Below are 23,650 nucleotides of genomic sequence, written 5' to 3'. Positions count from 1 at the left end.
GTGTCCTTGTGCTCAGTCGTTACGACACTTCCCTGGTGCTGCTGTCGCTGGCCATTGCCGTGTTCGCCGCCGGCATGGCGCTGCAACTGGCCGGTGAAGCACGTGACAGTTCGCATCCGGTTGCCAGGCAAATCACCATTCTCACCGGATCGCTCGCCCTTGGCGGTGGCATCTGGTCCATGCATTTTCTCGGCATGCTTGCCTTCGAGCTGTGCGCGGCGGTGCAATTCGATCTGGGCATCACGCTGTTGTCGATGCTGCCGAGCCTGGCTGCTTCCTGGGTCGCGCTGAGCCTGCTGGCGCGGCGTGACCTGAGCATTGTGCAACTGTGTGTGGGCGGGGTGCTGGTCGGAGCCGGTATCGGTGCCATGCACTACAGCGGTATGGCGGCGATGCAGATGGCGCCACTGCTGCGCTATGACCCCTGGATGTTCGGCCTGTCCATCGTCGTTGCCGTTGCCCTGGCCATTCTGGCGTTGTGGGTGCGCTTCGGTCTGGAAGGGCGTTTGCCGACGCTCTGGGCGCTTGCGCTCAGCGCCCTGGTGATGGGCCTGGCGATCAGTGGCATGCACTACACCGGCATGGCGGCGGCGCGTTTCGTCGGCACGCCGGAGTTCGAGGCGCCAATGGCAGTGGTCGACAGTGGTTATATCGCCATTGCCATCACGCTGCTGACCGTCGCGCTGACGGTCTTCGTGGTAGCGGTCAATACGCTGCTGCGCTACCGGCGCATGAGTCTTCAGCTCAAGGCCAGCGAGCAGCATCTGCGCTCGATCTTCGATACGGCTCTGGATGCCATCATCACCGTCGATCACACCGGCACGTTGCGCTCGGCCAATCGCGCTGTCTCGCGTCTGTTTGGCTGGACGCCGCATGAGCTGGTGGGCATGCACATGCGCTCACTGATGCCGGCTCGCTACATTGAGCAGGTCGAAGTCCTGCTGGCCGATTACCTCAGGACAGGTCGCCTGACGATGCCGGCCGGTGAGCAGGAACTGATGTGCCTGACCCGTGACGGCAACGAGAAATCGGTACGCATCAGCGTTGGCATTACCCACTCAGGGAGTCGTCCGCTGTTCGTGGTATTCGTCGCCGATATCAGCGAAAGACATGCCATGGAGAAGGCCCGGCGTGACAGCGAGCAGCAGTACCGCTCGTTGATCAGCAACATTCCCGGGGTGTCGTTCCGCTGCACGCTGGATCAAGACTGGACCATGATCTTCATCAGCGATGCGGTGCAGCCCCTCACCGGTTGGAGTGCAGAGGATTTCATCAGTGGTCGCTGTTCGATTGCCGATATGTATCACCCGGACGACTATCAGCGAGTCGCCGACGAGGTGATGCAGGCCATCGAGCAAGGCCGCAACTACGTTGTCGAATACCGCTTGTTCGACCGCGATGGCGCGGAGCACTGGATCTGGGAGAGTGGCAGTGCGGTTTGCGATGAAAGCGGTATGCCGCGCTGGATCGATGGCGTATTGCTCGACCAGACCGAAACCAAGCGACGCAATGCCGAATATGAAGGCAAGGTCACTGCGATCAGCAAGGCGATGGCGCTGATCGAGTTCGACCTCGACGGCAATATCCTCGACATCAACGACAATGCCCTGGCGTTGTTTGGTTATGCCAAGGAGGAGGTGGTAGGGCGCCACCACGGCATGTTCTGCGATCCTCAAGTGGTGGCAAGCGATGCTTATCGCCAGGGCTGGATGGATCTGCGTGCAGGTCATTTTCGTGCAGGTGAATACCACCGCTTCGCCAAGGGTGGACGGGAAGTCTGGATTCAGGCCAGCTACAACCCGATCCTCGATACCGACGGCAAGCCGTTCAAGGTCGTCAAGTTGGCGACCGACCTGACCCCGCGCCGCGTCATGGAACAGGATCTGCGGGCTGCCCGTGATCGCGCAGAAGCCGCCGCTGCCGCGCGCAGCAGCTTCCTGGCCAATATGAGCCATGAAATTCGCACGCCGATGAATGCCATCATCGGGTTTACCGACCTGCTGCTGGAAACGCCGCTTTCCAGCGAGCAACGTCGCCATCTGAGCACCGTGCAGCATTCGTTGCGTTCGTTGTTGGGTTTGCTCAATGACATCCTCGACACGGCCAAGCTCGACCGTGGTGCCATCGAACTGGAACAACTGGATTTCTCCCTGCGCGAGCTGTGCGAGCAGGTGCTCGCGACGCAGCGGCTGACGGCCGAGAGCAAAGGCCTGCAGCTGCATCTGGATTACCCGGCAACGATCAACGAGTTCTTCTGCGGCGACCCGCTGCGTTTGCAACAGGTCCTGATCAATCTGCTCGGCAATGCGGTCAAGTTCACCCTGCACGGCGAGGTTCGCCTGAAAGTGACGGGTGAGCCGGGCGCAATGCGCCTGGCGGTGAAGGACACCGGCATCGGTATCGCAGCCGACCGGCTGGAGAAGATTTTCGAGCCTTTCGCTCAGGCTGATGCCTCGATGAGCCGGCGCTTTGGCGGTACCGGCCTCGGCACCACCATTTCCCGGCAACTGGTCGAGTTGATGGGGGGGCGCTTGCGGGTCGAAAGCACCGAAGGGCAGGGCAGCTGCTTCAGCGTCGAGTTGCCGCTGCGTGCCGGCAAGCGTCTGGCCTCGCAGCAACGTGCCGTGCTGCCTGAGCTGGGGCAGTTGAACATTCTTGCGGCCGATGACGTGCCGCAGAACCTCGAACTGCTGCAACTGACCCTGGAGCATTTCGGCCATCGCGTGCACTGCGTCGCCGATGGTGCAGGCGCGCTGCAGGCTTTCACCGAGCAACGTTTCGATCTGATCCTGATGGATGTGCAGATGCCGGGTGTCGACGGCCTGGAAGCCTCGCGGCGGATTCGTCAGTTGGAAGCCGCCGCGGTACGCGAGCCGACTCCGATCATTGCGCTGACCGCCAGCGTGCTCGACCAGGATCGTCAGGCAGCGCTGGACTCGGGCATGAATGGCTTTGCTTCGAAGCCACTGGATGTCAACGCGCTGCTCTGGGAAATCGCCCGACTGCTCGGGCTGACCGATGTACCCAGCGCAGTGGTCAGTGCCACCCGTGTTGCCGACGATGGCCTGTTCGACTGGGTCCGTGGCAGCAGCCTGTGGGGCGGGCCGTTACGCATGGCGCAGGCGATCAATACCTTCATTGCCGAACAGCATGATCTGGCGGCGCGCCTCAGCCAACTGCTGGCGGCGCGCGACTGGCACGAGGGTGAGGCGCTCGCGCATCGACTGCACGGTGCCGCCGGCAATCTGGCGATGGGCAGCCTGGCCGGTTTGGGGCAGTTGGTCGAGCGGGCGTTTCAGGCGCAGGACGAGCAAGCCTTGCCTGCACTGATCGCGGAACTCGAGCAGGCTCTTCTGACCGTCAGGGAGGTGGTGCCGCAGGTGCCGGAGGCCGTATCTTCGGCTGAACGCTCGGCTGTCGACCTGCGCTCGCTGCGTGAACAGGCCGGTCAGCTGCGACGGGCGTTGCAGCGAGGCGGCCTGGATGATGAAAGCCTTGCCATGATGGAGCAGGCCGCCAGGGGTACGGCCTATGGCGCCGCTCTGAACGATATGCGTCAGGCGCTGGATGACTTCGATTTCGATCAGGCCCTGCGGGTGCTCGATCAACTGTTGCTACAACTGCAAGGCGAGGAAACGACCCCATCATGACTCTGGCTGCCGATACGCGTCCGCTGTTGCTGCTGGTCGATGACGAACCCACCAACCTGCAGGTGCTGCGCCATATCCTGCAGGAGGACTATCGCCTGCTGTTCGCCAAGGAGGGCGCGCGCGCGCTGGAAATGGCCGAGCGTGAACGGCCCGACCTGATCCTGCTCGATGTCATGATGCCGGGCATGACCGGCTACCAGGTATGCGAGCAGCTCAAGGGCAGTCCTCGGCTGAAGACGATTCCGGTGATCTTCGTGACCGCTCTGGGCGATGTCGAGGATGAGGCGCGCGGTTTCGAGGTTGGCGCGGTGGACTACATCACCAAGCCCGTCAGTCCGCCCATCGTGCGTGCTCGGGTGCGCACTCATCTGTCGCTGGTACGTGTCGATGAGCTCAAGCAGACCCGCCTGCAGATCGTCCAGCGCCTGGGCATGGCTGCCGAGTACAAGGACAACGAGACCGGCCTGCACGTCATTCGCATGAGCCATTTCTCCAAGGTGCTGGCGCTGGCCGCCGGCTTCAGCGAAAGCGCGGCCGAGGAACTGCTCAATGCGGCGCCCATGCACGATGTCGGCAAGATCGGTATTCCCGACGCGGTGTTGCGCAAGCCGGGCAAGCTGGACGATGCGGAATGGCAGGTGATGCGCCAGCACGTGGAGATTGGTGCACGGATCATCGGCGAGCACAGCTCGGGGCTGCTGCGCACGGCGCAGCGCATTGCCCTGTCGCACCATGAGAAGTGGGATGGCAGCGGTTATCCGAACGGTCTGAGTGGCGAGGAGATTCCCCTGGAAGGCCGCATCGTCGCCATCGCTGACGTGTTCGATGCGCTGACCAGCGTGCGTCCTTACAAGCAGGCCTGGTCCGTGGAGGATGCGGTCGTTTTCCTGCGTGAACAGAGTGGGCGCCACTTCGATCCACGCCTGGTCGAGCTGTTCATCGCTTGCCTGCCCGAGATTCTGCAGATCAAGGAACGCTGGGCCGAACAACCAGCCGCTTGAAACCTCCTGTCTGAAATCCGCCCCATCTCGACTTGGTGATTGTCGACGGTGAGGCTATTGTCAGGGGCCTACCAATGCCAAGGGCAGGCCTCACCATGCAGAAGAAGACACTGGTTCCCCTGTTGTGCGCCGCATTCGCCGGTCTTGCCGAGGCGGCCGTCGTGACCAAGACCGTTGCGTACGAAATCGATGGCGAAGCCTTCGAAGGCGTACTGGTCTATGACGATTCGGTCACCACGCCGCGCCCCGGGCTGCTCGCCGTTCCCAACTGGATGGGCGTGAACGACGATACCGTAGCCAAGGCCGCGCGTGCGGCGGGCGACAAGTACGTGGTGTTTCTCGCCGACATGTACGGCAAATCCATCCGTCCCGGTAATGCCGAAGAGGCGGGGGCTGCGGCCACTGCCGTGCGCGCAGATCGCCCGCTGATGCGCAAGCGTGCTCAGGCTGCAGTCGAGGTGCTCAAGGCGCAGAACGGCGAAGTGGCACTGGACCTCAGCAAGCTGGGCGCCATCGGCTTCTGCTTCGGTGGAGGCACGGTGCTGGAACTCGCCCGTTCCGGGGCGCCGCTGAAAGGCTTCGTATCCTTCCACGGCAATCTGGATACGCCCAACCCGGCAGATGCCAAGAACATCAAGGCGCCAGTACTGGTGCTGCATGGGGCCGATGACCCCGCTGTACCGCAGGCGCAGGTCGACGGCTTCGTCGCCGAGATGAAGGCGGCCAAGACCGACTGGCAACTGGTCAGCTACGGCGGCGCCGTGCACTCGTTCACCAATCCCAAGGCCAACGTGCCGGGGCGCAACGAATACCACCCGGTGGTCGCCGCGCGGGCATTCAAGGCGATGAACGATCTGTTCGATGAGGTATTCGCCGAGCAGTGACGCCTGTTTTGCGCGCGCGTTGAACGAAAGGCTGCGTCCAGTGGGCGCAGCCTTTTTTCATCTTACTTCGCGGGCAGTACGGCGATATCAATGATGCCGTCCGGCAGGTCGGCGACGTCGCCCAGGGTGGTGGGCTTGCCACTGGCCAGATCCAGCTGGTGCAGGGTCTTGCCGGTCAGTACATAGGCCATGTTGCCACCCATGCCATCGCTGGCGATGTCCATGGCGGCCGCTTCGAGGCCATCGGCGACCTTGCCGACCAGTTGCTGCACGCCATCGTTTGGTGGGTTCTGCAGTATCAGGCTGCTGCTGGCCAGGTCGATGTTGTACAGCGCGGTGCTCTTCGTGCCGGCATAGGAGTTGGTGTAGGCGCCTGCAACGACTTGTGCCTGCTTGCCGGCGTAGGGACCGTCGGTGGCATAGGCAAGCTTGCCGTCCACGGCCGCTTCACCGCTATCGACATTTACCCGCAGGTTGGTGCCGTCCGGGCTCATCAGGCGCAGGCGGTCGGCCACCGGGTTGAAGTCGACCACGGCCTGGCCGCTGCCTGGCAACGCGGTTTGCAGCTTGCTGCCTGCAGTGGCCTTACCGCTGACTGCGTCCAGGGTGTAAAGCTGATCGGTGCCGCCGAGGAGGTAGACCTGGCCGCTGGCCGGGCGCACATCCAGGCCGCGCAGGTCGCTGGCGCCGCTGACGGCCATGCTGGCGGTGACCTTGAGGCTGGCAACATCGACCTTGAACAACTTGCCATCGGCGCCCAGTGCGAGCAGTTCGGTGGCGCTGGCGGCACCTGCGCTCAGGGTCAGCAGGCTGGCAGTGCAAAGGGTAGTGATGCGTTTCATGGTTGTTCCTCATAAAGGTTTCAGCATCGAGACGAAGCCGGTTGGCCGGTTTCGCAGGTGCCTCGACGAAACACCTGTGAGCTATACCCGCGAGGAACGGCGTTGGATGTCGGCGGATGAAAATATTTTTCGGAGGGTGATCGGCTGCTGCAAAGGTTGCCGGCCTTGCGGCCGGCAACCCACTCAGTTGGCGCTGGCCAGCACGGCGCGACCGATGTAAAGCACCGGACCACTAGGTCGGTTGTATGGCGAGCCGCCTTCAGGTTCGAGGGTCAGCTCGAACAACTGCCCGGCCTGTACGGCGCCGATCTGCTCGGCAGGCAGGCGCAGTGGCTGGCCGGCTTCGACCAGACCCAGCGAACGTGGACCGTCGGCTGGGTCGATCAGCGTCCAGAATTGCAAGGCGCGGCCTTCTGGGACCTGATCGGCGACCAGCGGATCGAGCGAGAGCGTGCCATCGCTACCGACCTGGATCACCCAACCCGGCTTGGCCGCTTCGCCCGGCTGCTGCAGCACCACGGTAAAGCGTTCGCCAGCGATATCCGGGGCGCGCAACAGCGGCATCAGCACGGCAAGCAAAAGGGCAACGGCCAGCGCGGCGGCAGTCAGGCGCCAGGTCAGCAGGCTGTTCCACCAGTTGGCCAGCGGGCTCGAGCGAGGCTCGTCGAGTAGACCCAGGCTCTGCCGAATGCGTGCCCAGAGTGCCGGGGAGGGTGCATGTGCCGGTAGCCGGTCGCTCAGTTCGAGAAAGTGCCGTTCCCATTCCAGGGCCATACGGGCGGCACTCTCATCCTCTTCGAGCAGTTGGCGCACCTCGGCCGCTTCGTGTTCGTCGAGCAGGCCGAGCAGGTACTCGCCAATCAGGGCACGGCGTTCTTCGGGATCGTGCGTAATCATGCTTGCAGACACTCCTGCAGCGCGCGCAGGCCGGCGCGGATACGGCCTTTGATGGTGCCCAGCGGTGTGCTCAGGCGGCTGGCGATCTGCTCGTGTGTCAGACCCCGGTAGAACGCCAGCAGAATCGGATGGCGGCGCGGCTTTTCCAGACGCTGCAGGCAGCGACGCAGCAGGCGCTGTTCGGATTGCTCCAGCGCCTGCGCTTCGGCCTGCGGGCTGTCGTCCAGCACGCGTTCGATGAAGTCATCGTCCACCTCGGCATGCCGGTTGCCACTGCGCAAGGCATTGAGCACGCGGTAGCGCAAGATGCTGTGCACCCAGGCGCGGCCGCTGCCCAGTTCGCGCCGATAGCGCGCGGCGTGCTGCCAGATGCGCACGAAGGCGTCGTGCAGGCAATCCTCGGCAACGTCACGCCGGCCCAGCATGCTGATGGCCAGGCCGAGCAATTGCCCGGCCTCTTGCCGGTAGAGCGTCTGGAAGGCACGTTCGTCGCCGCGTGCGCAGGCTTCCAGGGTGCTTTCGTAATCGAACTCGCGATCTGCCATGGGTCATCCGTTGGCCTGAAAAATCCGCATGCAGCTTATACCCGGCTACTGAGTTTCTGGATCACGCACAGGTAACAAAAAACTGCGAAGGGGTTGCTGTGTATTCAGGGTTGAGCCTGGGCATAGGCTTGATCGAGTGAAACCCAGCGCTCCAATGGACCCTTGCGCGAGACGTAGCGAATCTGTAGCCAGCGCCCCTGTTGATCCAGGACTTCGCAGACGTCCCCTGCGATCAGGTAGGCCTTGCTCCGGCTGGTCGCGTCCGGGTGTGCGTGGAGGTAAAGGCGCGCAGCGGGCACCGTCCAGGTGAGTGGCTGATCATCGTCGTCGAGTGCGCGACTGGCGATGATCCGGCCCTGAGGGTCGAACGTCTTCTCGAACACCGGGAAAAATACAGGTGCATGCGGATCGTAGTCGTGGCGCACCTGCAGCGTCTTGTACAGCCAGGGGGCTCCGGACTCATCGAAGCGGTAGGCGTCGTAGTACCAGCGTGGCCCGCTGCGGCAGTGGCTGTAGAGCGCCCGCTCCTCATTGTTGGGCTGCAGCTCCGACAGCCATGAGCAATTGACGCGTTCCATCAGCGTCGGCGCCATCTCTAACCACTCGAAGCGTTGTAGGAGCGGGCGGTAGAGGTAAACCTGGTAGGCGGAGTTGACCATCCCGGCCGGCACGCTGATCGCCAGATCCGGGTGGCCGTCGAAGTCGTAGTCCTCGACGGCAAAGCTCGGCGCTTCTGCGTCGTTGCCTTCGGGGATGCTCAGTTCCAGGCGGCTACCGTCGGGTTGCTGCAGAAAATAGCGTTCGCCTTGCTGTTGTACCTGGGCATGCCGCCCGGGCTCGGGTTCGAAATGGGGTAGAGCGGCCAGTGCCAGCGTGGGCAACAGCAGCAGGCCAGCGAGGGAGCGATGCAGGGGCAAGATGGCAATCCTTGGCGAGCGGCAGGCGCCTTTCAGCGCCTGTGTTTGAACAGCAGTCTCAGCGCGGCAGTTCGATGCGCGTGGTTTCACCTGGCACCTGCGGCCAGTCGCCTGCAGCCCAGCGCTGGCGCGCCTGGTCGATCAGCTCCGGCGTCGTGGCGACGAAGTTCCAGTTGATCCGTCGTGGGCCGATGGGCTCGCCGCCGATCAGGGCCAGGTGGCATTCGCCGCAGGCGCTGAGCACGGGCGTTTCGCCTGTCGGGATGACCGCCATGGTATGCCGGGGCAGGGGCTCGCCATCCAGCTCCGCTTCGCCATCGATGAGGTACAGCGCTCGTTCGCTGTGTTCGGCGGGTATCAGCAGGTTGGCACCGGCGGCCAGGCGCAGTTCGGCATAGAGGGTCGGCGAGCGAACCGGCACGGGCGATTCGAGGCACAAGCCACGGCCGGCGATCAGGGTGATCTGCACGCCCATGGCTTCGCTGCGGGGTAGCTTCGCTGCGGGGTGATGGCTGTAAGCCGGTTCGCACTGTTCCTCGGCTTCCGGCAAGGCCAGCCAGACCTGCAGACCGTGGGCTCGCTTGTTCTGCCCGAGCTGCTCGGGCGGCGTACGCTCGACATGAGCGACGGCGCGCCCTGCGGTCATCCAGCTGACATCGCCGGGCCCCACCAGTTGATCCGAACCCAGGCTGTCCTTGTGCTGCAACTGGCCCTCGAACAGGTAGGTGAGGGTGGACAGGCCGATATGCGGATGTTGGGCGATGTTGATGCCTTTGCCGGCCGGGTAGTCATGCTCCAGCATGTGATCGAAGAACACGAAGGGGCCGATGCTGCGAACGCGTGCCGAGGGCAGGGGACGCAGGATCGGCTGGCCGGAAATGTCCTCGGCGCGCGGGCGAATCAGCTGCAGTTCACTCATGCCTGGGCTCCCGCCAGGCGGGTCTCGACCTGGATGTCGGTGGTGGTCATCAGCTTGTGGATCGGGCATTTGTCCGCCACGCGCAGCAGTTGCTGGCGCTGGGTCTCGTCCAATGGTCCCTTGAGCGCCAGATCGACGATCAGGCGGTAGTTGCCCTGGCGCTCCTCGCTGTCGTCACGCTCGATCTGCACGTCGATACCTTCCAGCGGCAGGCCGCGTTGGCGTGCATAGAGCAGCAGGGTCATGGCCTTGCAGGTACCGAGGGCCGCGTCGAACAGGTCGTGCGGTTCCGGTCCGGCGCCATCCCCGCCCTGCTCGGGCGAGACGTCGCCGATGAGCAGGTGCGAACCGATTTCGATCTGCTGCTGCAGGCCCTTGTTGTTGTGAATGCGGATCATGGCACTTCCCTTGAGGTGTGACGAATCGACAGCGGCCAGCCTAGCCCAGTCGGCACCGATCACACCAGCGCCGAGAGCCTCACGTCCGCTCCCAGCACACGCAGCAGTTGGCCGCGTCGATCGACAACGGGAACCGAAACGGTAAAGCAGAAATCGTCCGTCGCCGAGGAGCGGTAGACCTGGGTGATATGGCTTTCCATTCGCTCGGCCACGGCGCTGAACCAGGGGCGCTGGCTCCAGTCGTGACCGCGACAGCTGGCATCCTCGCCGTGCGCCACATCGGCGGCGAAGACGTTCTCGGAAATCTGCACGCCGCGGCTGTCTACCAGGTAGAACAGCTCGAAACGGCTGTCGCGCGCCAGCGTATCGGCAAGCAGTCGTTCGGCTGCTGTCATGTCGCTGATCAGCTCGGGGCGTGTCGCCAGTTGCTCGACGCTGGCGCGCACGGCGGCGTGAATTTCCAGGCGAAAGTCGCCGAGCCCTGCGAGCAGGCGATCACCGTCTTCGCGCACGGCCTTGCTGTGATGCAGCACCTGGCCGGCCTTGCCGAGCAGTTCACTGGCGACCTGGGCGATGTTCTGTACATCGCCATTGATCGAGCGCACGGCCTGGCCGATCTGCTCCGTGCCTGCGGCGATCTGGCCGACCTGAGCGTCCAAGCGGTCCATGGCCTGGCGGGTACTGTCCAGCCCGCCGCTGACGGCGAGAATACCGGTGCGGCCGTCGGCCACCGCCTGGTTCATGTGCTGGCCGGCATCGCCGAGCTGCTGCATGCCTTCGCGAAAGCGCTCGATGATGCCACTGACCTGGCCGGTGGCATCGGTGGTATGGCCAGCCAGACGCCGCACTTCCTCGGCGACCACGGCGAAGCCGCGACCATGTTCACCCGCGCGTGCGGCCTCGATGGCGGCGTTCAGGGCGAGCAGGTTGGTCTGCTGGGAGATGCTGGCAATCACGCCGATGACCTTGCTCACTTCATCGAGCTGTCCGGCCAGTTGCTGGATCACCTGAGCCAGTTGCGCCTCGCTGGAATCGATCACTTCGACCTGGCGCAACACCGCCTGGCCACTTTGCTGGCATTGGTTGAGGGTGGCGGATACCTCGGCGGACAAGCGCGCGACTTCGCCGGCACCGGGCACCAGTTCGGCGTCCAGCGTGGTGGTGACCTGCTCGCTGGCGCTGGCGATCAACTCCGAGGACTGTGCCAGCGTTTGCCCGCTTTGCTGGTTGGCAGCGGCAATGCGCGCCAGTTGTGGCGCATGCGCGGCGATGCCGACGGCGGCGCCGAGGCTGGCACGAATGCGTTGCTGGAGACCTGCGCTGAAGTCGTTCAGGCGTGTCATCCAGTGATAGTGTTCCGGGAGGCGAATGGTGAGGTCGTGCTGTTGGAACAGAGCGTCCAATGCGGCCTCGTCCTGGGCCTTGCGGGCTGGCTTGCGCAGCAACTGCAACATGATGATTCCCCTGTCTGGTCTGTCTCGAGCACTGCAAGCGAGGTGCCATCATTGGTGGCCGTGTCCATTGCCGTCCCGGGCTGCTGGCGCGCTGGCGATGCGCTGACGTGGTGCGTAGGCAGATTGCACGCTCCATCGAGGCGCGCGACTGCTCGCCGAACTTGCCTGGCGGGTCGGCGGTCTATGCTGCTCGTACCGTCAGGAGGACTCGCCTTGCTCACATCTCGAACGATGCCATGGATACTCGCGCTCAGCGCCGCTGTCGCCTGCAGCGCCCAGGCCCGCGAATACCGTTACAGCGACGCTCACCTGCATTACGTGGACTTCTTCCAGGAAAGTGCCGGCATGGACGAACTGCTGGAGAAGATGGCGGAAAACAACGTCGATCATGTGATGTTCTCCGGCATTCCGGTGGCCAAGAAATGGGATGAGGACGAGCCCAGGCGCCCGCGTTATTACGCCGGTGATGACGCCAATGCCTATTGGTACAGCGCTACCGACGTGTTCATCGCTGCCGCCTACAAGCGTCTGCCCGCCGAGCAGCGCAAACGCTTTCATCCCTTTCTTTCCGGCTTCAACCCCAACGACAAGAACGCCGATGCCCATATCCGCCGCATGCTGGAGCTCGATCCCGGCCTGTGGCAGGGCATCGGTGAGGTCTTCACCCGTCACGACGATCTCACCGCGCTGATTCATGGCAGCGCACCGCGCGCCAACAACGAGGCGCTGGCGCGGGTTTTCCATCTGGCTGCCGGATATGACCTGCCGGTGATGTTGCATTCGAACATCACTTCCAAGCGCGAGCGCAATCCGCTTTATCTGGAAGAGATCGAGGCGCCGCTGCGCAATCATCCGCATGTGCGTTTCATCTGGGCGCATGCTGGGACCAGTGCCGAGATTCATCGTCATCAGGAGAAGCTCGACTTCCTCCTGGAGACTCTGGAGCGCATGCTCGGCCAATACCCGAACCTGTATATCGATCTGTCCTGGACCATGCTGCGACCCTATCTGCTGGACGAAAACGGCACGCCTGATCCGCAGTGGGTGCATCTGGTCAGCAGTTACCCGGAGCGCTTCATGCTGGGCTCGGATGTGGTCGGCCGCTTCGGTAGCCTGGGCGAGTACATGAAGGGTTTCGACCCTTTCCTCGACGCCTTGCCAGAAGACGTGGCGCACAAGGTGGCGCGTGACAACTTCCTCTCCGTGCTGCCGCGCAAGGTGCAGGCCGAGTTGGATCGATAGCCTGGTAGTCCGTAGTGACGACCTTCCATGCCCTTCTCCTTCCGGGAGAGGCTGGCGCTTGGCGCCGGATGAGGGAGGCATGCCCCTTAGCGCGGTTGTCATCAGGCTGTCACCCGGGTGTCATAGGCTCGCGCTCATCTCAACGAGGAGCGCACCATGCATTACACCCGAGTGGCCATGATGGCCGGTCTATTCGCCTGGGCAGGTCTGAGCCAGGCTGACGTCCGTGTCGATGGGCCAGTGGAATACGGCATCTTCAGCAGCCAGTATCAGGACTATCAGCCCGGCGAGCGGGTATTGACTCGCAGCAACCAGGAAATCCAGCGTACCGAGCAGATTCCCGCCAAGCTCGGCACCAAGTTCGGCATGCGCTACAGCCTGGCCGACAAGCGCGAGGGTGATACGCCGCTGACGCTGCTGTATCTCACCCCGGGTGTGGTCACCCCGGATGGTCAGCGCCATGACAAGTTCGAAGTGCAGCAGAAGCTGGTAGTCGGTGCCCCGCAGGACGTGATGGCTTTCGAATTCACCGAACACCACGAAGTGGTGCCCGGTGAGTGGCATTTCATCGTCTATCAGGGCGATCGCAAACTGGCCGAACAGCGCTTTATGGTGCGCTGATCATCGGCGCGATGGCCATTTTCGCCGCACTGTCTATCCAGATCGGTGGCTGGCTTTCATGACCGCAGTACACCCCATGGATCGTTCAGCGCATGCAGCCATGCCTGACGCTGGTAAGCGTCGGGCATAGCGCTAGCGTGCCGATTCAATTGCCCAAGGTGCGCCAAGGCGCGCGGGCGCCACATTTGCGTTGCCGGCGTTTCTCCCGATCAAGCAGGGCGATGGCCTCTACGGGCTTCAGCAAGCAAATTCGTGCCCCTTATCCAACAGGATGCAACGCGCCCAGGTCATCGCCAGGCGTTGCAGCATGCCTTGCTGAGGCGCGACGCAAGCGCCTCACCGTACTCCGTTGCATGGCCGCACGTCGTGGCCGGCAGCGCCTGCCCATACCCAGCCTGTTTCAGGGCTGACGGCGTGCCAATGCATGGGCTTTCGTCGGTGCCAGCGCGCCTGTGACGGGCAGAAGCAGCGGGATGAAGCGTCGCGCGTTCAGTACTGGCGCTGGTTCGTCGATCAGCCAATGGCCAAGGCATTGCGCCGACAGAATATTTTCTTTTCCTTATAAAGCGCGCGGACACAAGGCCGATAAGCCGTCAGGGATCAGCGCAATCTCACCCGATCCTCGGCCAGGTATGGCTGAGGATGTCTCGATTTCTGCGCGCAATGGGAGCTTCAAAAATGTCGCTGCGTAATCTTTCTATCGCCCCCCGGGCGGCTCTGGGGTTCGGACTGGTCGCTCTGCTGGTCGTGCTGCTTGGAGTATTTTCATTGATGCAGATGGGCGAAATGCGCGAGCGGTCCGACGAGGTCAATGACAATTGGCTGCCAAGCGTCTTGGCCATTGGCGATGTGTCCAAGAATATCTTGCGTTTGCGTGCCATTACCTTGCGCTCGATGCTTAATCGCGATTCGGCAGACGTGCAGGCCAATCTGCGGCTGGTTGAAGACGTACGCGCCTCCCTTGCCAAGAGTCAGGAGGCCTATGAGCCGCTGATTTCCAGCACCGAGGAGCGCGGCATCTACGACGAGTTCAAGCGCTCCGAGGCGGCATACCTGCAGGAGCAGACTCGAATCGTGGAGTCGCTACGCCAGGGTGATTTCGATGCAGCCATCGAGGTGGCTGGCGGCGTGCTCAACGAGCACGCCGATGCCATGATGCAGGGCCTCGCCAAGCTGATCGAGATGAATCGTGTGAGCGCTGTGGCAGCAGGCGAATCGGCCAGGCAGGTGGCGGAGTCGGCACGTATCTGGGTCATCGCCATGATGATTCTGGCGACCCTGGCTACCATCGTGCTGGCGATGCTGTTGACGCGCAGCATTGTCGCGCCGCTGAGTGAAGCGGTGCGGGTGGCCGAGGTGGTGGCATCTGGCGATCTGACGCAGGTGATTCATGCTGAAGGTAGCGACGAGCCCGCGCGCTTGCTCAGCGCCCTGAAAAGCATGCAGCAGAGTCTGCGCGGCACTATCCAGAGCATCGCCGACTCGTCCAATCAACTGGCATCGGCATCCGAAGAGCTACATGCGGTGACCGAAGATTCGACTCGCGGCCTGCATCAGCAGAACACCGAGATCGAGCAGGCCGCTACGGCAGTCAACGAGATGACTGCGGCGGTCGAAGAGGTCGCGCGCAATGCGGTGAGCACCTCCGAGGCATCGCGCGAATCCAATGCCACGGCGCTGCAGGGGCGCGAGCAGGTGCGCCAGACCGTGAGCTCGATCAGTCAGTTGGCCGATGACGTGAACGGCACTGCGGGGGAGGTCGAGAAGTTGGCCGAGCGAGTGCGTGAGATCAGCAAGGTGCTCGACGTGATCCGCTCCATCGCCGAGCAGACCAACCTGCTGGCCCTCAACGCGGCCATCGAGGCGGCGCGGGCCGGTGATGCAGGGCGCGGCTTCGCCGTGGTGGCTGACGAGGTGCGCGCGCTGGCGCATCGCACTCAGCAATCCACCCAGGAGATCGAGCAGATGATCGGCGCCATTCAAAGTGGCACCGATCAGGCGGTCGGCTCGATGCAGAGCAGCAACAGTCGCGCTCGTTCCACTCTTGAGGTAGCCCAGGCGGCGGGGACGGCACTGGAGCTGATCACTCAGGCCATTTCCTCGATCAACGAACGCAACCTGGTGATTGCCAGCGCGTCGGAAGAGCAGGCTCAGGTAGCGAGGGAAGTGGATCGCAATCTGGTCAATATTCGCGATCTTTCGCTGCAGAGTTCGGCGGGTGCCAACCAGACCAGCGCGGCCAGCCAGGAGCTGTCGCGCCTGGCGATCGATCTGAACAACCTGGTCGCGCGCTTCAAGGTCTGAGGCGCGGCCAGCCCTTCTCCCGCCAGTGGGGGAAGGGAGAAAGAAGCACGAACGAAAACGGCGCCCGAAGGCGCCGTTTTCTTTACCGCGACAGCTGTTACTTGCCAGTCCAGCGCTTGAGCACCAGGGTGGCGTTGGTGCCACCGAAGCCGAAGCTGTTGCTCATCACGGTATCGAGCTTGGCGTTCTCGACGGTGGTGAGCTGGATCGGCATGTCGGCGACTTCCGGGTCGAGCTCGTCGATATTGGCCGAAGCGGCGATGAAGTTGCCTTCCATCATCAGCATGCAGTAGATCGCTTCCTGCACGCCGGCAGCGCCGAGGCTGTGGCCGGACAGGCTCTTGGTCGAGCTGATGGCCGGAGCCTTGTCGCCGAACACGGCGCGCACACCTTTGATTTCCGCAACGTCGCCAACCGGCGTCGAGGTGCCGTGGGTGTTGAGGTAGTCGATCGGGGTGTCGACGGTGGCCAGCGCTTGCTGCATGCAGCGGATCGCACCTTCGCCGCTCGGGGCGACCATGTCGTAGCCGTCGCTGGTGGCGCCGTAGCCGACGATTTCCGCGTAGATCTTGGCGCCGCGAGCCAGAGCGTGTTCCAGCTCCTCGACCACGACCATGCCGCCACCACCGGCGATGACGAAACCGTCACGCTTGGCGTCGTAGGCGCGCGAGGCCTTTTCCGGGGTTTCGTTGTACTGGGTGGAGAGGGCGCCCATGGCGTCGAACAGGCAGCTCTGGCTCCAGTGCTCTTCTTCGCCGCCGCCGGCGAAGACCACGTCCTGTTTGCCCAGCTGGATCTGCTCCATGGCCTGGCCGATGCAATGCGCGCTGGTGGCGCAGGCCGAGGAGATGGAGAAGTTGACGCCCTTGATCTTGAACGGAGTCGCCAGGCACGCCGATACGGTGCTGCCCATGGTGCGGGTCACGCGGTATGGGCCGATGCGCTTGACGCCTTTTTCGCGCAGGGTATCGATGGCTTCCATCTGGTTGACGGTGGAAGCGCCACCGGAACCGGCGATCAGGCCGGTGCGCGGATTGGAAATCTGCTCTTCGCTGAGGCCGGAATCCTTGATCGCCTGTTCCATCGACAGATAGGCAAAGGCCGCAGCGTCGCCCATGAAGCGCAGCAGTTTGCGGTCGATCAGCTCTTCCAGGTTCAGGTTGACCGAACCGGAGACATGACTACGCAGGCCCATTTCGGCGTAGGAGGGGTTGAAACGGATGCCTGATTTGCCCGCGCGAAGGCTGCCGGCAACGGCTTCTTTGTCATTGCCCAGGCAGGAAACGATGCCCAGACCGGTGATCACTACACGACGCATGTGCAAGTCCTTCAGAAACTGTCGGTGGAGGTGAACAGGCCGACGCGCAGGCCTTCGGCGCTATAAATTTCGCGACCGTCGACGGCCACGGTGCCATCGGCGATGCCGAGGATCAGCGAACGGCTGATGGTGCGCTTGATGTGAATGTTGTAGGTGACCTTCTTGGCGGTCGGCAGTACCTGACCGAAGAATTTCACTTCGCCGCTGCCCAGGGCACGACCGCGGCCCGGGTTGCCTTGCCAGCCGAGGTAGAAACCGACCAACTGCCACATGGCGTCGAGACCGAGGCAGCCCGGCATGACCGGATCGCCCTCGAAGTGGCAGCCGAAGAACCACAGGTCCGGATTGATATCGAGCTCAGCGACGATTTCGCCCTTGCCGTACTTGCCGCCGGTTTCGCTGATGTGAGCGATGCGATCGATCATCAGCATGTTTGGGGCGGGCAGTTGCGCGTTCCCCGGGCCGAACAGTTCGCCGCGGCTGCAGGCGAGCAGATCTTCCCGGGTGTAGGCGTTTTGTCTTGTCATGCGAGCTCCTCAATTGTCCCCACGCTTCTAAGGCTGGGCGAATCGTCCTGGCCGGCCACGCCTGCATAGGCGTCTGCCGGCAGCCTAGTCATAGACTGTTGCGTTGTGGTGAAAGTCACAGCGCACTGAGTACAGTTGTACTCTGCCGGCTCTACATTGTCACAGGCACAGCAGTTTCCCCTTGTAACGCCACCTTGTCACGGGCGCCACTCGCCTATGGTCGGGCTGGCAGCCAGCGCAGCAGAATGCGTTGCAGATCTGCTCGTTTGAACGGTTTTGCCAGGTAATCGTTCATTCCCGCCTCCAGACAGGCTTCGCGGTCACCCTGCAGGGCGTTGGCGGTCAGGGCGATGATCGGCACCTGTTGGTATTGCTGGAACTGGCGGATCTGCCGCGTTGCCTCGTAACCGTCCATCAGGGGCAGCCTGCAGTCCATCAGGATAGCGGCGTATTCGTGTCGGCAGCAGTTCTGTACGGCCTGCTGACCATCGCCGACCAGACTGACCTGATAACCCAGGCTGCGCAACATGGCCTCGATGACCGTCTGGTTGACCGGATTGTCCTCCACCAGCAACACCGCCTGACCGTCGCCGCTGCCCAGGTTCTGGTTGTCACTGCGTGGTGCGGGTTCGTTGCGGGCCAGAAAGGGCAGCGGTATTTCCAGGGTGAACACCGAGCCCGCGCCCAGCTGGCTTTCCGCGCGCAGGGTGCCGCCCATGCGTTCGGCCAGGGTGCGGGCGATCGGCAGGCCGAGGCCGGTGCCGCCGTAGCGGCGGGAAATCGAGGTGTCCGCCTGCTGGAAGGCATCGAACATATGCTCCAGGCGCTCGTCGTCGATGCCGATGCCGCTGTCGCGTACGGCGCAGGTGAACCACAGCACCTGGTCATCCAGCTTCTGCCAGCGGGTTTCCACGCGAATCTGGCCTTCTTCGGTGAACTTCAGTGCGTTGCCGATCAGATTGACCAGAATCTGCCGGATGCGCGTGGGGTCGCCGCGCATCTCCATCTGCTCCAGGCCTGGCTGGGTTTCCAGCAGCAGTTGCAGGCCGCGTTGCTGAGCACTGTGCTGGAATACCTGCACCGAGCCTTGCAGCAGCTCCAGCAGGCTGAAGGGAATGGCTTCTAGCTCTAGGGCGCCACGTTCTATCCGCGAGAAATCGAGGATGTCGTTGATCACCTTGAGCAGGTGCTCGGTGGACTCGGTGGCCAATGCGGCGTATTCATTCTGTTCGTCGTTCAGGCTGGTGGTTTCCAGCAGTTGCAGCATGCCCAGCACGCCGTTCATGGGCGTGCGCAGTTCATGGCTCATCATGGCCAGGAAGTCAGACTTGGCCCGGTTGGCCTGTTCGGATTCCTCGCGTGCCTGGATCAGTTCGCCAATCGCCTGTTGCTGCTCGCGACCGCTCTGCTCGAGGGCGCAGGCGAGGTTGTTGATATGCCGGGCAAGGTCGGTCAGTTCGTCATTGCCGCGCTCGATCAGCGAGGGCTGATAGTCGCCGCTCTGGATGCGCTCCAGGGCCTGCCCCATGGCACTCAGCGGCTGCGCCAGACGCCTGGCCAGGCGTCTGGCGAGGAGAAAGGTCAGCAGTAGCGCCAACAGCGACAGAATACCGGCCTTGAACAGTATCTCTTGCTGGCGCGTATTGAAGGTGTCGTTGGACATGCCCACCACCACCCGGCCCAGGTAGCCGTCGCCGAGTGTCTTGCCCAAAGGTGGCAGCACGTGCGTGCGCGCAGGTTGGCCCTGCAGGCGAATCGGTGCCTGGAACACCTCGACCTGCGGCGTGCTATGGCCTTGTTCCTTGGGCCGTTCGACATACACCAGAATGTTGTCGTCGCGGTCGCGTACTTCAACGAAACGCACGTCGGGGGTGCCGAGGGTGGCGCGCAGCAGGCTTTCCAGGGTACTGAGGTTGTCGTTGAGCACGCCGTATTCGGTGGCTGGCGCCAGTTGATTGGCAATCAACTGGCCGATATGACCCTGCTCCAGGCGCAGGTCCTGCAGGCGGGTGAAGGTGAGAAAACCGGTCAGCAGCAGGGTCAGCAGCAGGGCGGGGCCAACGCTGATCAGCTGGGTGCGGGTGTGAATGTTCCAGCCGCGACGCTGGTTCATGGTTCTACCGTCCCTGGAAAGCGGCGCTGCTGCCTGACGAGAGGGGCAGGGCGGGGGCAAGGGGCTGCCTGTGGGCACGAATCGTCCTTGGCAATTATGGTCAATCCGGCATGTTAACCGACCCAACGCGCTTTGCCAGCGTCAGGCGCCTGCACTCTGCGGTAATTCTCGTTTGCCCCTCTCTGTAGATGGTATGCACTGAACTTTTGCCCTGGCCGGGTACTCTCGGCTCCGTATAATGCCTGCGGACCGCCATCACGAATGGCCTCATTCGGAAGACCTATGACACAGCTCCAACCCATTGCCGTACTCGGCGGCGGCAGCTTCGGTACCGCCCTGGCCAATCTGCTGGCGGAGAACGGCCAGCGCGTCCTGCAGTGGATGCGTGACCCCGAGCAGGCCGAGCAAATGCGTCAGAGCGGCGAGAACCCGCGCTACCTGAAGGGCGTCAAGCTGCACAGCGGTATCGAGCCGACCAGTGACCTGAGCGGCGTGCTGCAGCAGGCCGAGCTGGTGCTGGTGGCGCTGCCCTCCAGTGCCCTGCGCGATGCCTTGCAACCGGTGGCGACACAGTTGGCGGGCAAGATGCTGATCAGTACCACCAAGGGCATCGAAGCCAAGACCTTCAAGCTGATGAGCCAGATTCTCGAGGAGATCGCCCCCGACGCGCGTATCGGCGTGCTGTCCGGGCCGAATCTGGCCAAGGAAGTGGCCGATCACGCGCTGACCGCGACGGTGATCGCCAGTGAAGACGAGGAGCTGTGCCTGCGCGTGCAGCAGGCTCTGCATGGCAGAACCTTCCGTGTCTACGCCAGTGCCGACCGCTTTGGCGTCGAGCTCGGCGGCGCGTTGAAGAACGTCTACGCCATCATGTCCGGCATGGCGGCGGCGCTGGGCATGGGCGAGAACACCAAGAGCATGCTGATCACTCGCGCCCTGGCGGAAATGACCCGTTTCGCGGTCAAGCTCGGTGCCAACCCGATGACCTTTCTCGGCCTCGCGGGTGTCGGCGACCTGATCGTCACCTGTTCGTCACCCAAGAGCCGCAACTATCAGGTCGGCTTCGCCCTGGGCGAAGGCCTCAGCCTGGAAGACGCGGTGCAGCGCCTTGGCGAAGTCGCCGAAGGGGTCAATACGCTCAAGGTACTCAAGGCCCGTGCCGAAGAGCTGGACGTCTACATGCCGCTGGTCGCTGGTCTGCATGCCATCCTCTTCGAGGGGCGTACGCTGGCTCAGGTCATCGAATTGCTGATGCTCGGTGAACCCAAGACCGACGTCGATTTCATCCCCACTGCGGGTTTCTGAACCCTGCAGCCAATCAAGGAGAGTGAGTCATGAGCGATGAAAAGCAGGAACTGGAGCGAGAGTCGATTCTGCTGCGCATTCTGTGGATGGTGATTTTCGTCATCGTCTGGCAACTGGCCGAGCTGCTGCTTGGCGCCGTGGTGCTGCTGCAACTGGGTTACCGCCTGTTCTACGGGGCGCCGAATGCCAGCCTGCTGGGCTTTGGCGACAGCCTCAGCCAGTACCTGGCGCAGATCGGTCGTTTCGGCACCTTCAATACCGATGAAAAGCCCTGGCCGTTTGCCGATTGGCCGACGCCGCGTGCGCCCGAAGGCGAAACCGCGCACAGCATCCCGCCGGCGCCGCACCCTGTGCGCGACGAGGAGCCCAAGCTGTGAGGCTATGGCTGCTGCGCCATGGCGAGGCCGAGCCGCAGGCAGCCAGTGATGCTGCCCGCGAGCTGACCGCTCATGGTCGCAAGGAAGTGCAGCAGGCCGCCGCTCAGCTCGCCGGCCGGCCCTTGACCGCCATCGTCGCCAGCCCCTACGTGCGTGCCCAGCAGACGGCCGAGCTGGTCCGCAGCGAGCTGGGGTTCACCGGCAAGATAAACACCGTGGCCTGGCTGACGCCGGACAGCGATCCGCGTGATGCCCTGAAGTATCTCGATGAGCGTGAGCGTGCCGAGGTACTGCTGGTCAGCCATCAACCGCTGATCGGCGCGCTGGGTGGTCTGCTGGTGCACGGTCATCGGCAGGAGCCGCTGCCCATGCGTACCGCCAGTCTGGCTGAACTGGAAGGCGATATCCCGGCTGCCGGGCTGATGGAGCTGCTGGCGCTGATCCACCCTCGCTGATTCATCATGCTGTGGCGCCGCGTCGGCGCCCCGCCCGATGTAGCGCTGACACCTGCACATGTGTCCAGGCGAGAAACATTTCTTAACTTGCGCCTCTTTTGTCTGCATGGAATATTCAACCAAGCAAGTGCTTGGTTGATTCCTACAAAAACAACAAAGGAGGAAGCCCTGTGGCTGATGCAATCCGTTTGCCGCTCGAGCTGTTTTACGAACGTGAAGCAAGGCACCCGAACAAACGCTACATGGTGCAACCTCTGGGCGGCGGCCAGCTGCTGGAGCTGAGCTGGGCCGATGTGGGCGAACAGGCTCGTCGTGCAGCCAGCTGGTTGCGTAGCCGCGAGCTGCCGCAGGGTAGTCGCATCGCCATCATCTCCAAGAACTGCGCGCACTGGATCGTTGCCGATCTGGCGATCTGGATGGCGGGCTACGTGTCGGTACCGCTGTATCCCAACCTCACCGCCGATTCCATGCACCAGGTGCTGGAGCATTCCGAGGCAGCCCTGGCCTTCGTCGGCAAGCTCGATGACTGGGCTTCGATGGCCCCGGGCCTGCCGCAGGGGCTGCCGACCGTGAGCCTGCCGCTGCATCCGCAGGGCAGCTTCGACTACAGCTGGGATGACCTGCAGCGCAGCGCACCGATTCAGGACGATCCCAAGCCCGCAGCCAACCAGCTGGCCACCATCATCTACACCTCCGGCACTACCGGCACGCCCAAGGGCGTGATGCACAACTTCTCCAATTTCGGTTTCGCCGCCAGCAACGCCATCAAGCTGTTCGGGGTGGGCGAGGAGGATCGACTGATCTCCTACCTGCCGCTGTGCCATGTGGCCGAGCGCATGTTCGTCGAACTGGCTTCGCTCTATGCCGGGCAGACGATCTTCTTTGCCGAGAGCCTGGATACCTTCCTCGAAGACCTCAAGCGCGCGCGGCCGACGGTGATGTTCGGTGTGCCGCGCATCTGGACCAAATTCCAGATGGGTGTGTACAGCAAGATGCCGGCGCAGAAGCTCGACCGTCTGCTGCGGCTGCCGATCATCGGCCGCTTCATCGGTCGCAAGGTACTCGCAGGCCTGGGTCTGGACGCCATTCGCTATGCGCTGTCCGGCGCCGCGCCGGTGCCCGAGACACTGCTCAACTGGTATCGCCGCCTGGGTATGGAGATCCAGGAGGTCTATGGCATGACCGAGAACTGTGGTTATTCCCACGTCTGTCTGCCGGGCAAGTTCAAGCAGGGCTGGATCGGTCAGAACAATCCGGGCGTCGAGGTGCGCATCGGCGAGGATGGCGAAGTCCTGGTGCGCAGCGGCGCGACCATGCAGGGTTACTACAAGGACCCCATCAAGACCGCCGAGACGCTGACGGACGATGGTTTCCTGCGTACCGGCGACAAGGGCGAGCAGGACGCCGAAGGCAACCTGCGCCTCACCGGCCGCATCAAGGAAATCTTCAAGACCAGCAAGGGCAAGTACGTGGCGCCGGCGCCAATCGAAAACCGCATCGGTGAGCACTCGCGTATCGAGCAGGTCTGCGTGGTCGGCGACGGCCTGCCGCAACCCATAGCCCTTTGCGTGCTGTCCGATGTGGGGCGCCAGGAGGCGGCCAACGACAGCCGCGATGAACTGGAAAACAGCCTCAAGGCCTTGCTCGCCGACGTCAATGGCCGTCTGGATCATCATGAGCGGTTGCAAGGCCTGGTACTGGTCAAGGAGGTCTGGGCAGTGGAGAACGGTTTCCTGACGCCGACCCTGAAAATCAAACGTGCGGTGATCGAGGGCACCTACGGCGGGCGCTTCGCCGAGTGGCAGCAGCGCAGCGAAGCCGTGCTCTGGCACGATTGAGCCTGAATGGGCCGGGCTGACCGGCCCTGTCTTCAACGCACAA

General features: G+C 63.1%; 20 protein-coding genes and 2 pseudogenes. 11 read left to right on the top strand and 11 right to left on the bottom strand.

The genetic code is table 11. From position 1 onward, the window contains the following. Positions 1-8: 8 nt before the first annotated feature. From ACN0X6_RS11490 to ACN0X6_RS11480, 3 genes are all read left to right on the top strand, one after another. On the top strand, positions 9-3,650 hold the full coding sequence (locus ACN0X6_RS11490) for a PAS domain S-box protein (protein WP_417704029.1): 3,642 nt from the start codon (positions 9-11) through the stop codon (positions 3,648-3,650). Further along, a complete protein-coding gene (locus tag ACN0X6_RS11485) occupies positions 3,647-4,651 on the top strand; it encodes an HD domain-containing phosphohydrolase (protein WP_417704027.1) in 1,005 nt (334 codons plus the stop codon). Before ACN0X6_RS11490 ends, ACN0X6_RS11485 begins: the two co-directional genes overlap by 4 nt. A gap of 95 nt (positions 4,652-4,746) precedes the next feature. Then, the gene (locus tag ACN0X6_RS11480; protein WP_417704025.1) at positions 4,747-5,535 is read left to right on the top strand and encodes a dienelactone hydrolase family protein; all 789 of its coding nucleotides are present in this window, start codon (positions 4,747-4,749) and stop codon (positions 5,533-5,535) included. Between the two features lie 62 nt (positions 5,536-5,597). Here the strand turns inward: ACN0X6_RS11480 and ACN0X6_RS11475 are convergent, their stop codons facing one another. From ACN0X6_RS11475 to ACN0X6_RS11440, 8 genes and pseudogenes are all read right to left on the bottom strand, one after another. Beyond that, the gene (locus ACN0X6_RS11475) at positions 5,598-6,377 is read right to left on the bottom strand and encodes a DUF4394 domain-containing protein (protein ID WP_417704023.1); all 780 of its coding nucleotides are present in this window, start codon (positions 6,375-6,377) and stop codon (positions 5,598-5,600) included. 183 nt (positions 6,378-6,560) lie between these two features. Beyond that, positions 6,561-7,274, bottom strand: a complete 714-nt coding sequence (locus ACN0X6_RS11470) for an anti-sigma factor domain-containing protein (RefSeq protein ID WP_417704021.1) — start codon at positions 7,272-7,274, stop codon at positions 6,561-6,563. Beyond that, entirely contained in the window at positions 7,271-7,819 is a 549-nt protein-coding gene (locus ACN0X6_RS11465) for a sigma-70 family RNA polymerase sigma factor (RefSeq protein WP_417704019.1), read from the bottom strand. Before ACN0X6_RS11465 ends, ACN0X6_RS11470 begins: the two co-directional genes overlap by 4 nt. Positions 7,820-7,923: 104 nt before the next feature. Then, positions 7,924-8,736 (bottom strand): XAC2610-related protein, encoded by an 813-nt coding sequence (locus ACN0X6_RS11460; RefSeq protein ID WP_417704017.1) that lies wholly within the window; start codon positions 8,734-8,736, stop codon positions 7,924-7,926. A 58-nt stretch (positions 8,737-8,794) separates the two neighbouring features. Then, a complete protein-coding gene (locus ACN0X6_RS11455; protein ID WP_417704015.1) occupies positions 8,795-9,655 on the bottom strand; it encodes a pirin family protein in 861 nt (286 codons plus the stop codon). Further along, the gene (locus ACN0X6_RS11450; RefSeq protein WP_417704013.1) at positions 9,652-10,053 is read right to left on the bottom strand and encodes an OsmC family protein; all 402 of its coding nucleotides are present in this window, start codon (positions 10,051-10,053) and stop codon (positions 9,652-9,654) included. The genes ACN0X6_RS11455 and ACN0X6_RS11450 overlap by 4 nt, the downstream gene beginning before the upstream one ends. Positions 10,054-10,112: 59 nt before the next feature. Continuing rightward, positions 10,113-10,448 carry a PDC sensor domain-containing protein gene (locus tag ACN0X6_RS11445; RefSeq protein ID WP_417704235.1) on the bottom strand — a complete coding sequence of 112 codons (336 nt, stop codon included), beginning with the start codon at positions 10,446-10,448 and terminating at the stop codon, positions 10,113-10,115. A 228-nt stretch (positions 10,449-10,676) separates the two neighbouring features. After that, positions 10,677-11,396: pseudogene (locus tag ACN0X6_RS11440) on the bottom strand (methyl-accepting chemotaxis protein); the annotation flags it as partial. Positions 11,397-11,738: 342 nt separating this feature from the next. Here ACN0X6_RS11440 and ACN0X6_RS11435 point away from each other — a divergent pair. The 4 genes and pseudogenes from ACN0X6_RS11435 to ACN0X6_RS11420 all read left to right on the top strand — a co-directional run bounded on the left by ACN0X6_RS11435 (position 11,739) and on the right by ACN0X6_RS11420 (position 15,674). Further along, positions 11,739-12,749 carry an amidohydrolase family protein gene (locus tag ACN0X6_RS11435; RefSeq protein WP_417704233.1) on the top strand — a complete coding sequence of 337 codons (1,011 nt, stop codon included), beginning with the start codon at positions 11,739-11,741 and terminating at the stop codon, positions 12,747-12,749. Between the two features lie 156 nt (positions 12,750-12,905). Further along, positions 12,906-13,370 (top strand): DUF3859 domain-containing protein, encoded by a 465-nt coding sequence (locus ACN0X6_RS11430; RefSeq protein ID WP_417704011.1) that lies wholly within the window; start codon positions 12,906-12,908, stop codon positions 13,368-13,370. A gap of 642 nt (positions 13,371-14,012) precedes the next feature. Beyond that, a pseudogene (locus ACN0X6_RS11425) lies at positions 14,013-14,816 on the top strand (MCP four helix bundle domain-containing protein); the annotation flags it as partial. Beyond that, the gene (locus ACN0X6_RS11420; protein ID WP_397428109.1) at positions 14,811-15,674 is read left to right on the top strand and encodes a methyl-accepting chemotaxis protein; all 864 of its coding nucleotides are present in this window, start codon (positions 14,811-14,813) and stop codon (positions 15,672-15,674) included. The pseudogene ACN0X6_RS11425 and the gene ACN0X6_RS11420, both read left to right, overlap by 6 nt. 97 nt (positions 15,675-15,771) lie before the next feature. Here the strand turns inward: ACN0X6_RS11420 and fabB are convergent, their stop codons facing one another. The 3 genes from fabB to ACN0X6_RS11405 all read right to left on the bottom strand — a co-directional run bounded on the left by fabB (position 15,772) and on the right by ACN0X6_RS11405 (position 19,632). After that, entirely contained in the window at positions 15,772-16,992 is a 1,221-nt protein-coding gene (gene fabB, locus ACN0X6_RS11415) for a beta-ketoacyl-ACP synthase I (protein ID WP_417704009.1), read from the bottom strand. An 11-nt stretch (positions 16,993-17,003) separates the two neighbouring features. Further along, complete coding sequence (gene fabA, locus ACN0X6_RS11410) at positions 17,004-17,519, bottom strand: 3-hydroxyacyl-[acyl-carrier-protein] dehydratase FabA (protein ID WP_003240795.1); 516 nt, start codon at positions 17,517-17,519, stop codon at positions 17,004-17,006. Between the two features lie 214 nt (positions 17,520-17,733). Beyond that, positions 17,734-19,632: an ATP-binding protein gene (locus tag ACN0X6_RS11405; RefSeq protein ID WP_417704006.1), complete on the bottom strand. Its 1,899-nt coding sequence runs from the start codon at positions 19,630-19,632 to the stop codon at positions 17,734-17,736. 282 nt (positions 19,633-19,914) lie between these two features. Between ACN0X6_RS11405 and ACN0X6_RS11400 the strand changes: the two genes are divergently transcribed. The 4 genes from ACN0X6_RS11400 to ACN0X6_RS11385 all read left to right on the top strand — a co-directional run bounded on the left by ACN0X6_RS11400 (position 19,915) and on the right by ACN0X6_RS11385 (position 23,607). Beyond that, positions 19,915-20,937 carry an NAD(P)H-dependent glycerol-3-phosphate dehydrogenase gene (locus ACN0X6_RS11400; protein ID WP_417704004.1) on the top strand — a complete coding sequence of 341 codons (1,023 nt, stop codon included), beginning with the start codon at positions 19,915-19,917 and terminating at the stop codon, positions 20,935-20,937. A 29-nt stretch (positions 20,938-20,966) separates the two neighbouring features. Continuing rightward, the gene (locus tag ACN0X6_RS11395) at positions 20,967-21,314 is read left to right on the top strand and encodes a DUF4389 domain-containing protein (protein ID WP_147809721.1); all 348 of its coding nucleotides are present in this window, start codon (positions 20,967-20,969) and stop codon (positions 21,312-21,314) included. Then, positions 21,311-21,769: a phosphohistidine phosphatase SixA gene (gene sixA / locus ACN0X6_RS11390; protein ID WP_075747337.1), complete on the top strand. Its 459-nt coding sequence runs from the start codon at positions 21,311-21,313 to the stop codon at positions 21,767-21,769. The genes ACN0X6_RS11395 and sixA overlap by 4 nt, the downstream gene beginning before the upstream one ends. Before the next feature lie 170 nt (positions 21,770-21,939). Beyond that, positions 21,940-23,607 carry an AMP-binding protein gene (locus ACN0X6_RS11385; RefSeq protein ID WP_417704001.1) on the top strand — a complete coding sequence of 556 codons (1,668 nt, stop codon included), beginning with the start codon at positions 21,940-21,942 and terminating at the stop codon, positions 23,605-23,607. Positions 23,608-23,650 lie beyond the last annotated feature (43 nt).

This window comes from Pseudomonas sp., from assembly GCF_048269965.1.
Taxonomy (GTDB): domain Bacteria; phylum Pseudomonadota; class Gammaproteobacteria; order Pseudomonadales; family Pseudomonadaceae; genus Aquipseudomonas.
This window is presented reverse-complemented; position numbering and strand designations above follow the sequence as displayed.

Bases quoted from the DNA above. Each gene is read 5' to 3' on its own strand.
- ACN0X6_RS11450 (WP_417704013.1), bottom strand. From the start codon at position 10,053: ATGATCCGCATTCACAACAACAAGGGCCTGCAGCAGCAGATCGAAATC.
- ACN0X6_RS11405 (WP_417704006.1), bottom strand. From the start codon at position 19,632: ATGAACCAGCGTCGCGGCTGGAACATTCACACCCGCACCCAGCTGATC.
- ACN0X6_RS11470 (WP_417704021.1), bottom strand. From the start codon at position 7,274: ATGATTACGCACGATCCCGAAGAACGCCGTGCCCTGATTGGCGAGTAC.
- ACN0X6_RS11395 (WP_147809721.1), top strand. From the start codon at position 20,967: ATGAGCGATGAAAAGCAGGAACTGGAGCGAGAGTCGATTCTGCTGCGC.
- fabA (WP_003240795.1), bottom strand. From the start codon at position 17,519: ATGACAAGACAAAACGCCTACACCCGGGAAGATCTGCTCGCCTGCAGC.
- ACN0X6_RS11435 (WP_417704233.1), top strand. From the start codon at position 11,739: ATGCCATGGATACTCGCGCTCAGCGCCGCTGTCGCCTGCAGCGCCCAG.
- ACN0X6_RS11480 (WP_417704025.1), top strand. From the start codon at position 4,747: ATGCAGAAGAAGACACTGGTTCCCCTGTTGTGCGCCGCATTCGCCGGT.
- fabB (WP_417704009.1), bottom strand. From the start codon at position 16,992: ATGCGTCGTGTAGTGATCACCGGTCTGGGCATCGTTTCCTGCCTGGGC.
- ACN0X6_RS11485 (WP_417704027.1), top strand. From the start codon at position 3,647: ATGACTCTGGCTGCCGATACGCGTCCGCTGTTGCTGCTGGTCGATGAC.
- ACN0X6_RS11475 (WP_417704023.1), bottom strand. From the start codon at position 6,377: ATGAAACGCATCACTACCCTTTGCACTGCCAGCCTGCTGACCCTGAGC.
- ACN0X6_RS11465 (WP_417704019.1), bottom strand. From the start codon at position 7,819: ATGGCAGATCGCGAGTTCGATTACGAAAGCACCCTGGAAGCCTGCGCA.
- ACN0X6_RS11430 (WP_417704011.1), top strand. From the start codon at position 12,906: ATGCATTACACCCGAGTGGCCATGATGGCCGGTCTATTCGCCTGGGCA.
- ACN0X6_RS11400 (WP_417704004.1), top strand. From the start codon at position 19,915: ATGACACAGCTCCAACCCATTGCCGTACTCGGCGGCGGCAGCTTCGGT.
- ACN0X6_RS11420 (WP_397428109.1), top strand. From the start codon at position 14,811: ATGCAGCAGAGTCTGCGCGGCACTATCCAGAGCATCGCCGACTCGTCC.
- ACN0X6_RS11445 (WP_417704235.1), bottom strand. From the start codon at position 10,448: ATGACAGCAGCCGAACGACTGCTTGCCGATACGCTGGCGCGCGACAGC.
- ACN0X6_RS11455 (WP_417704015.1), bottom strand. From the start codon at position 9,655: ATGAGTGAACTGCAGCTGATTCGCCCGCGCGCCGAGGACATTTCCGGC.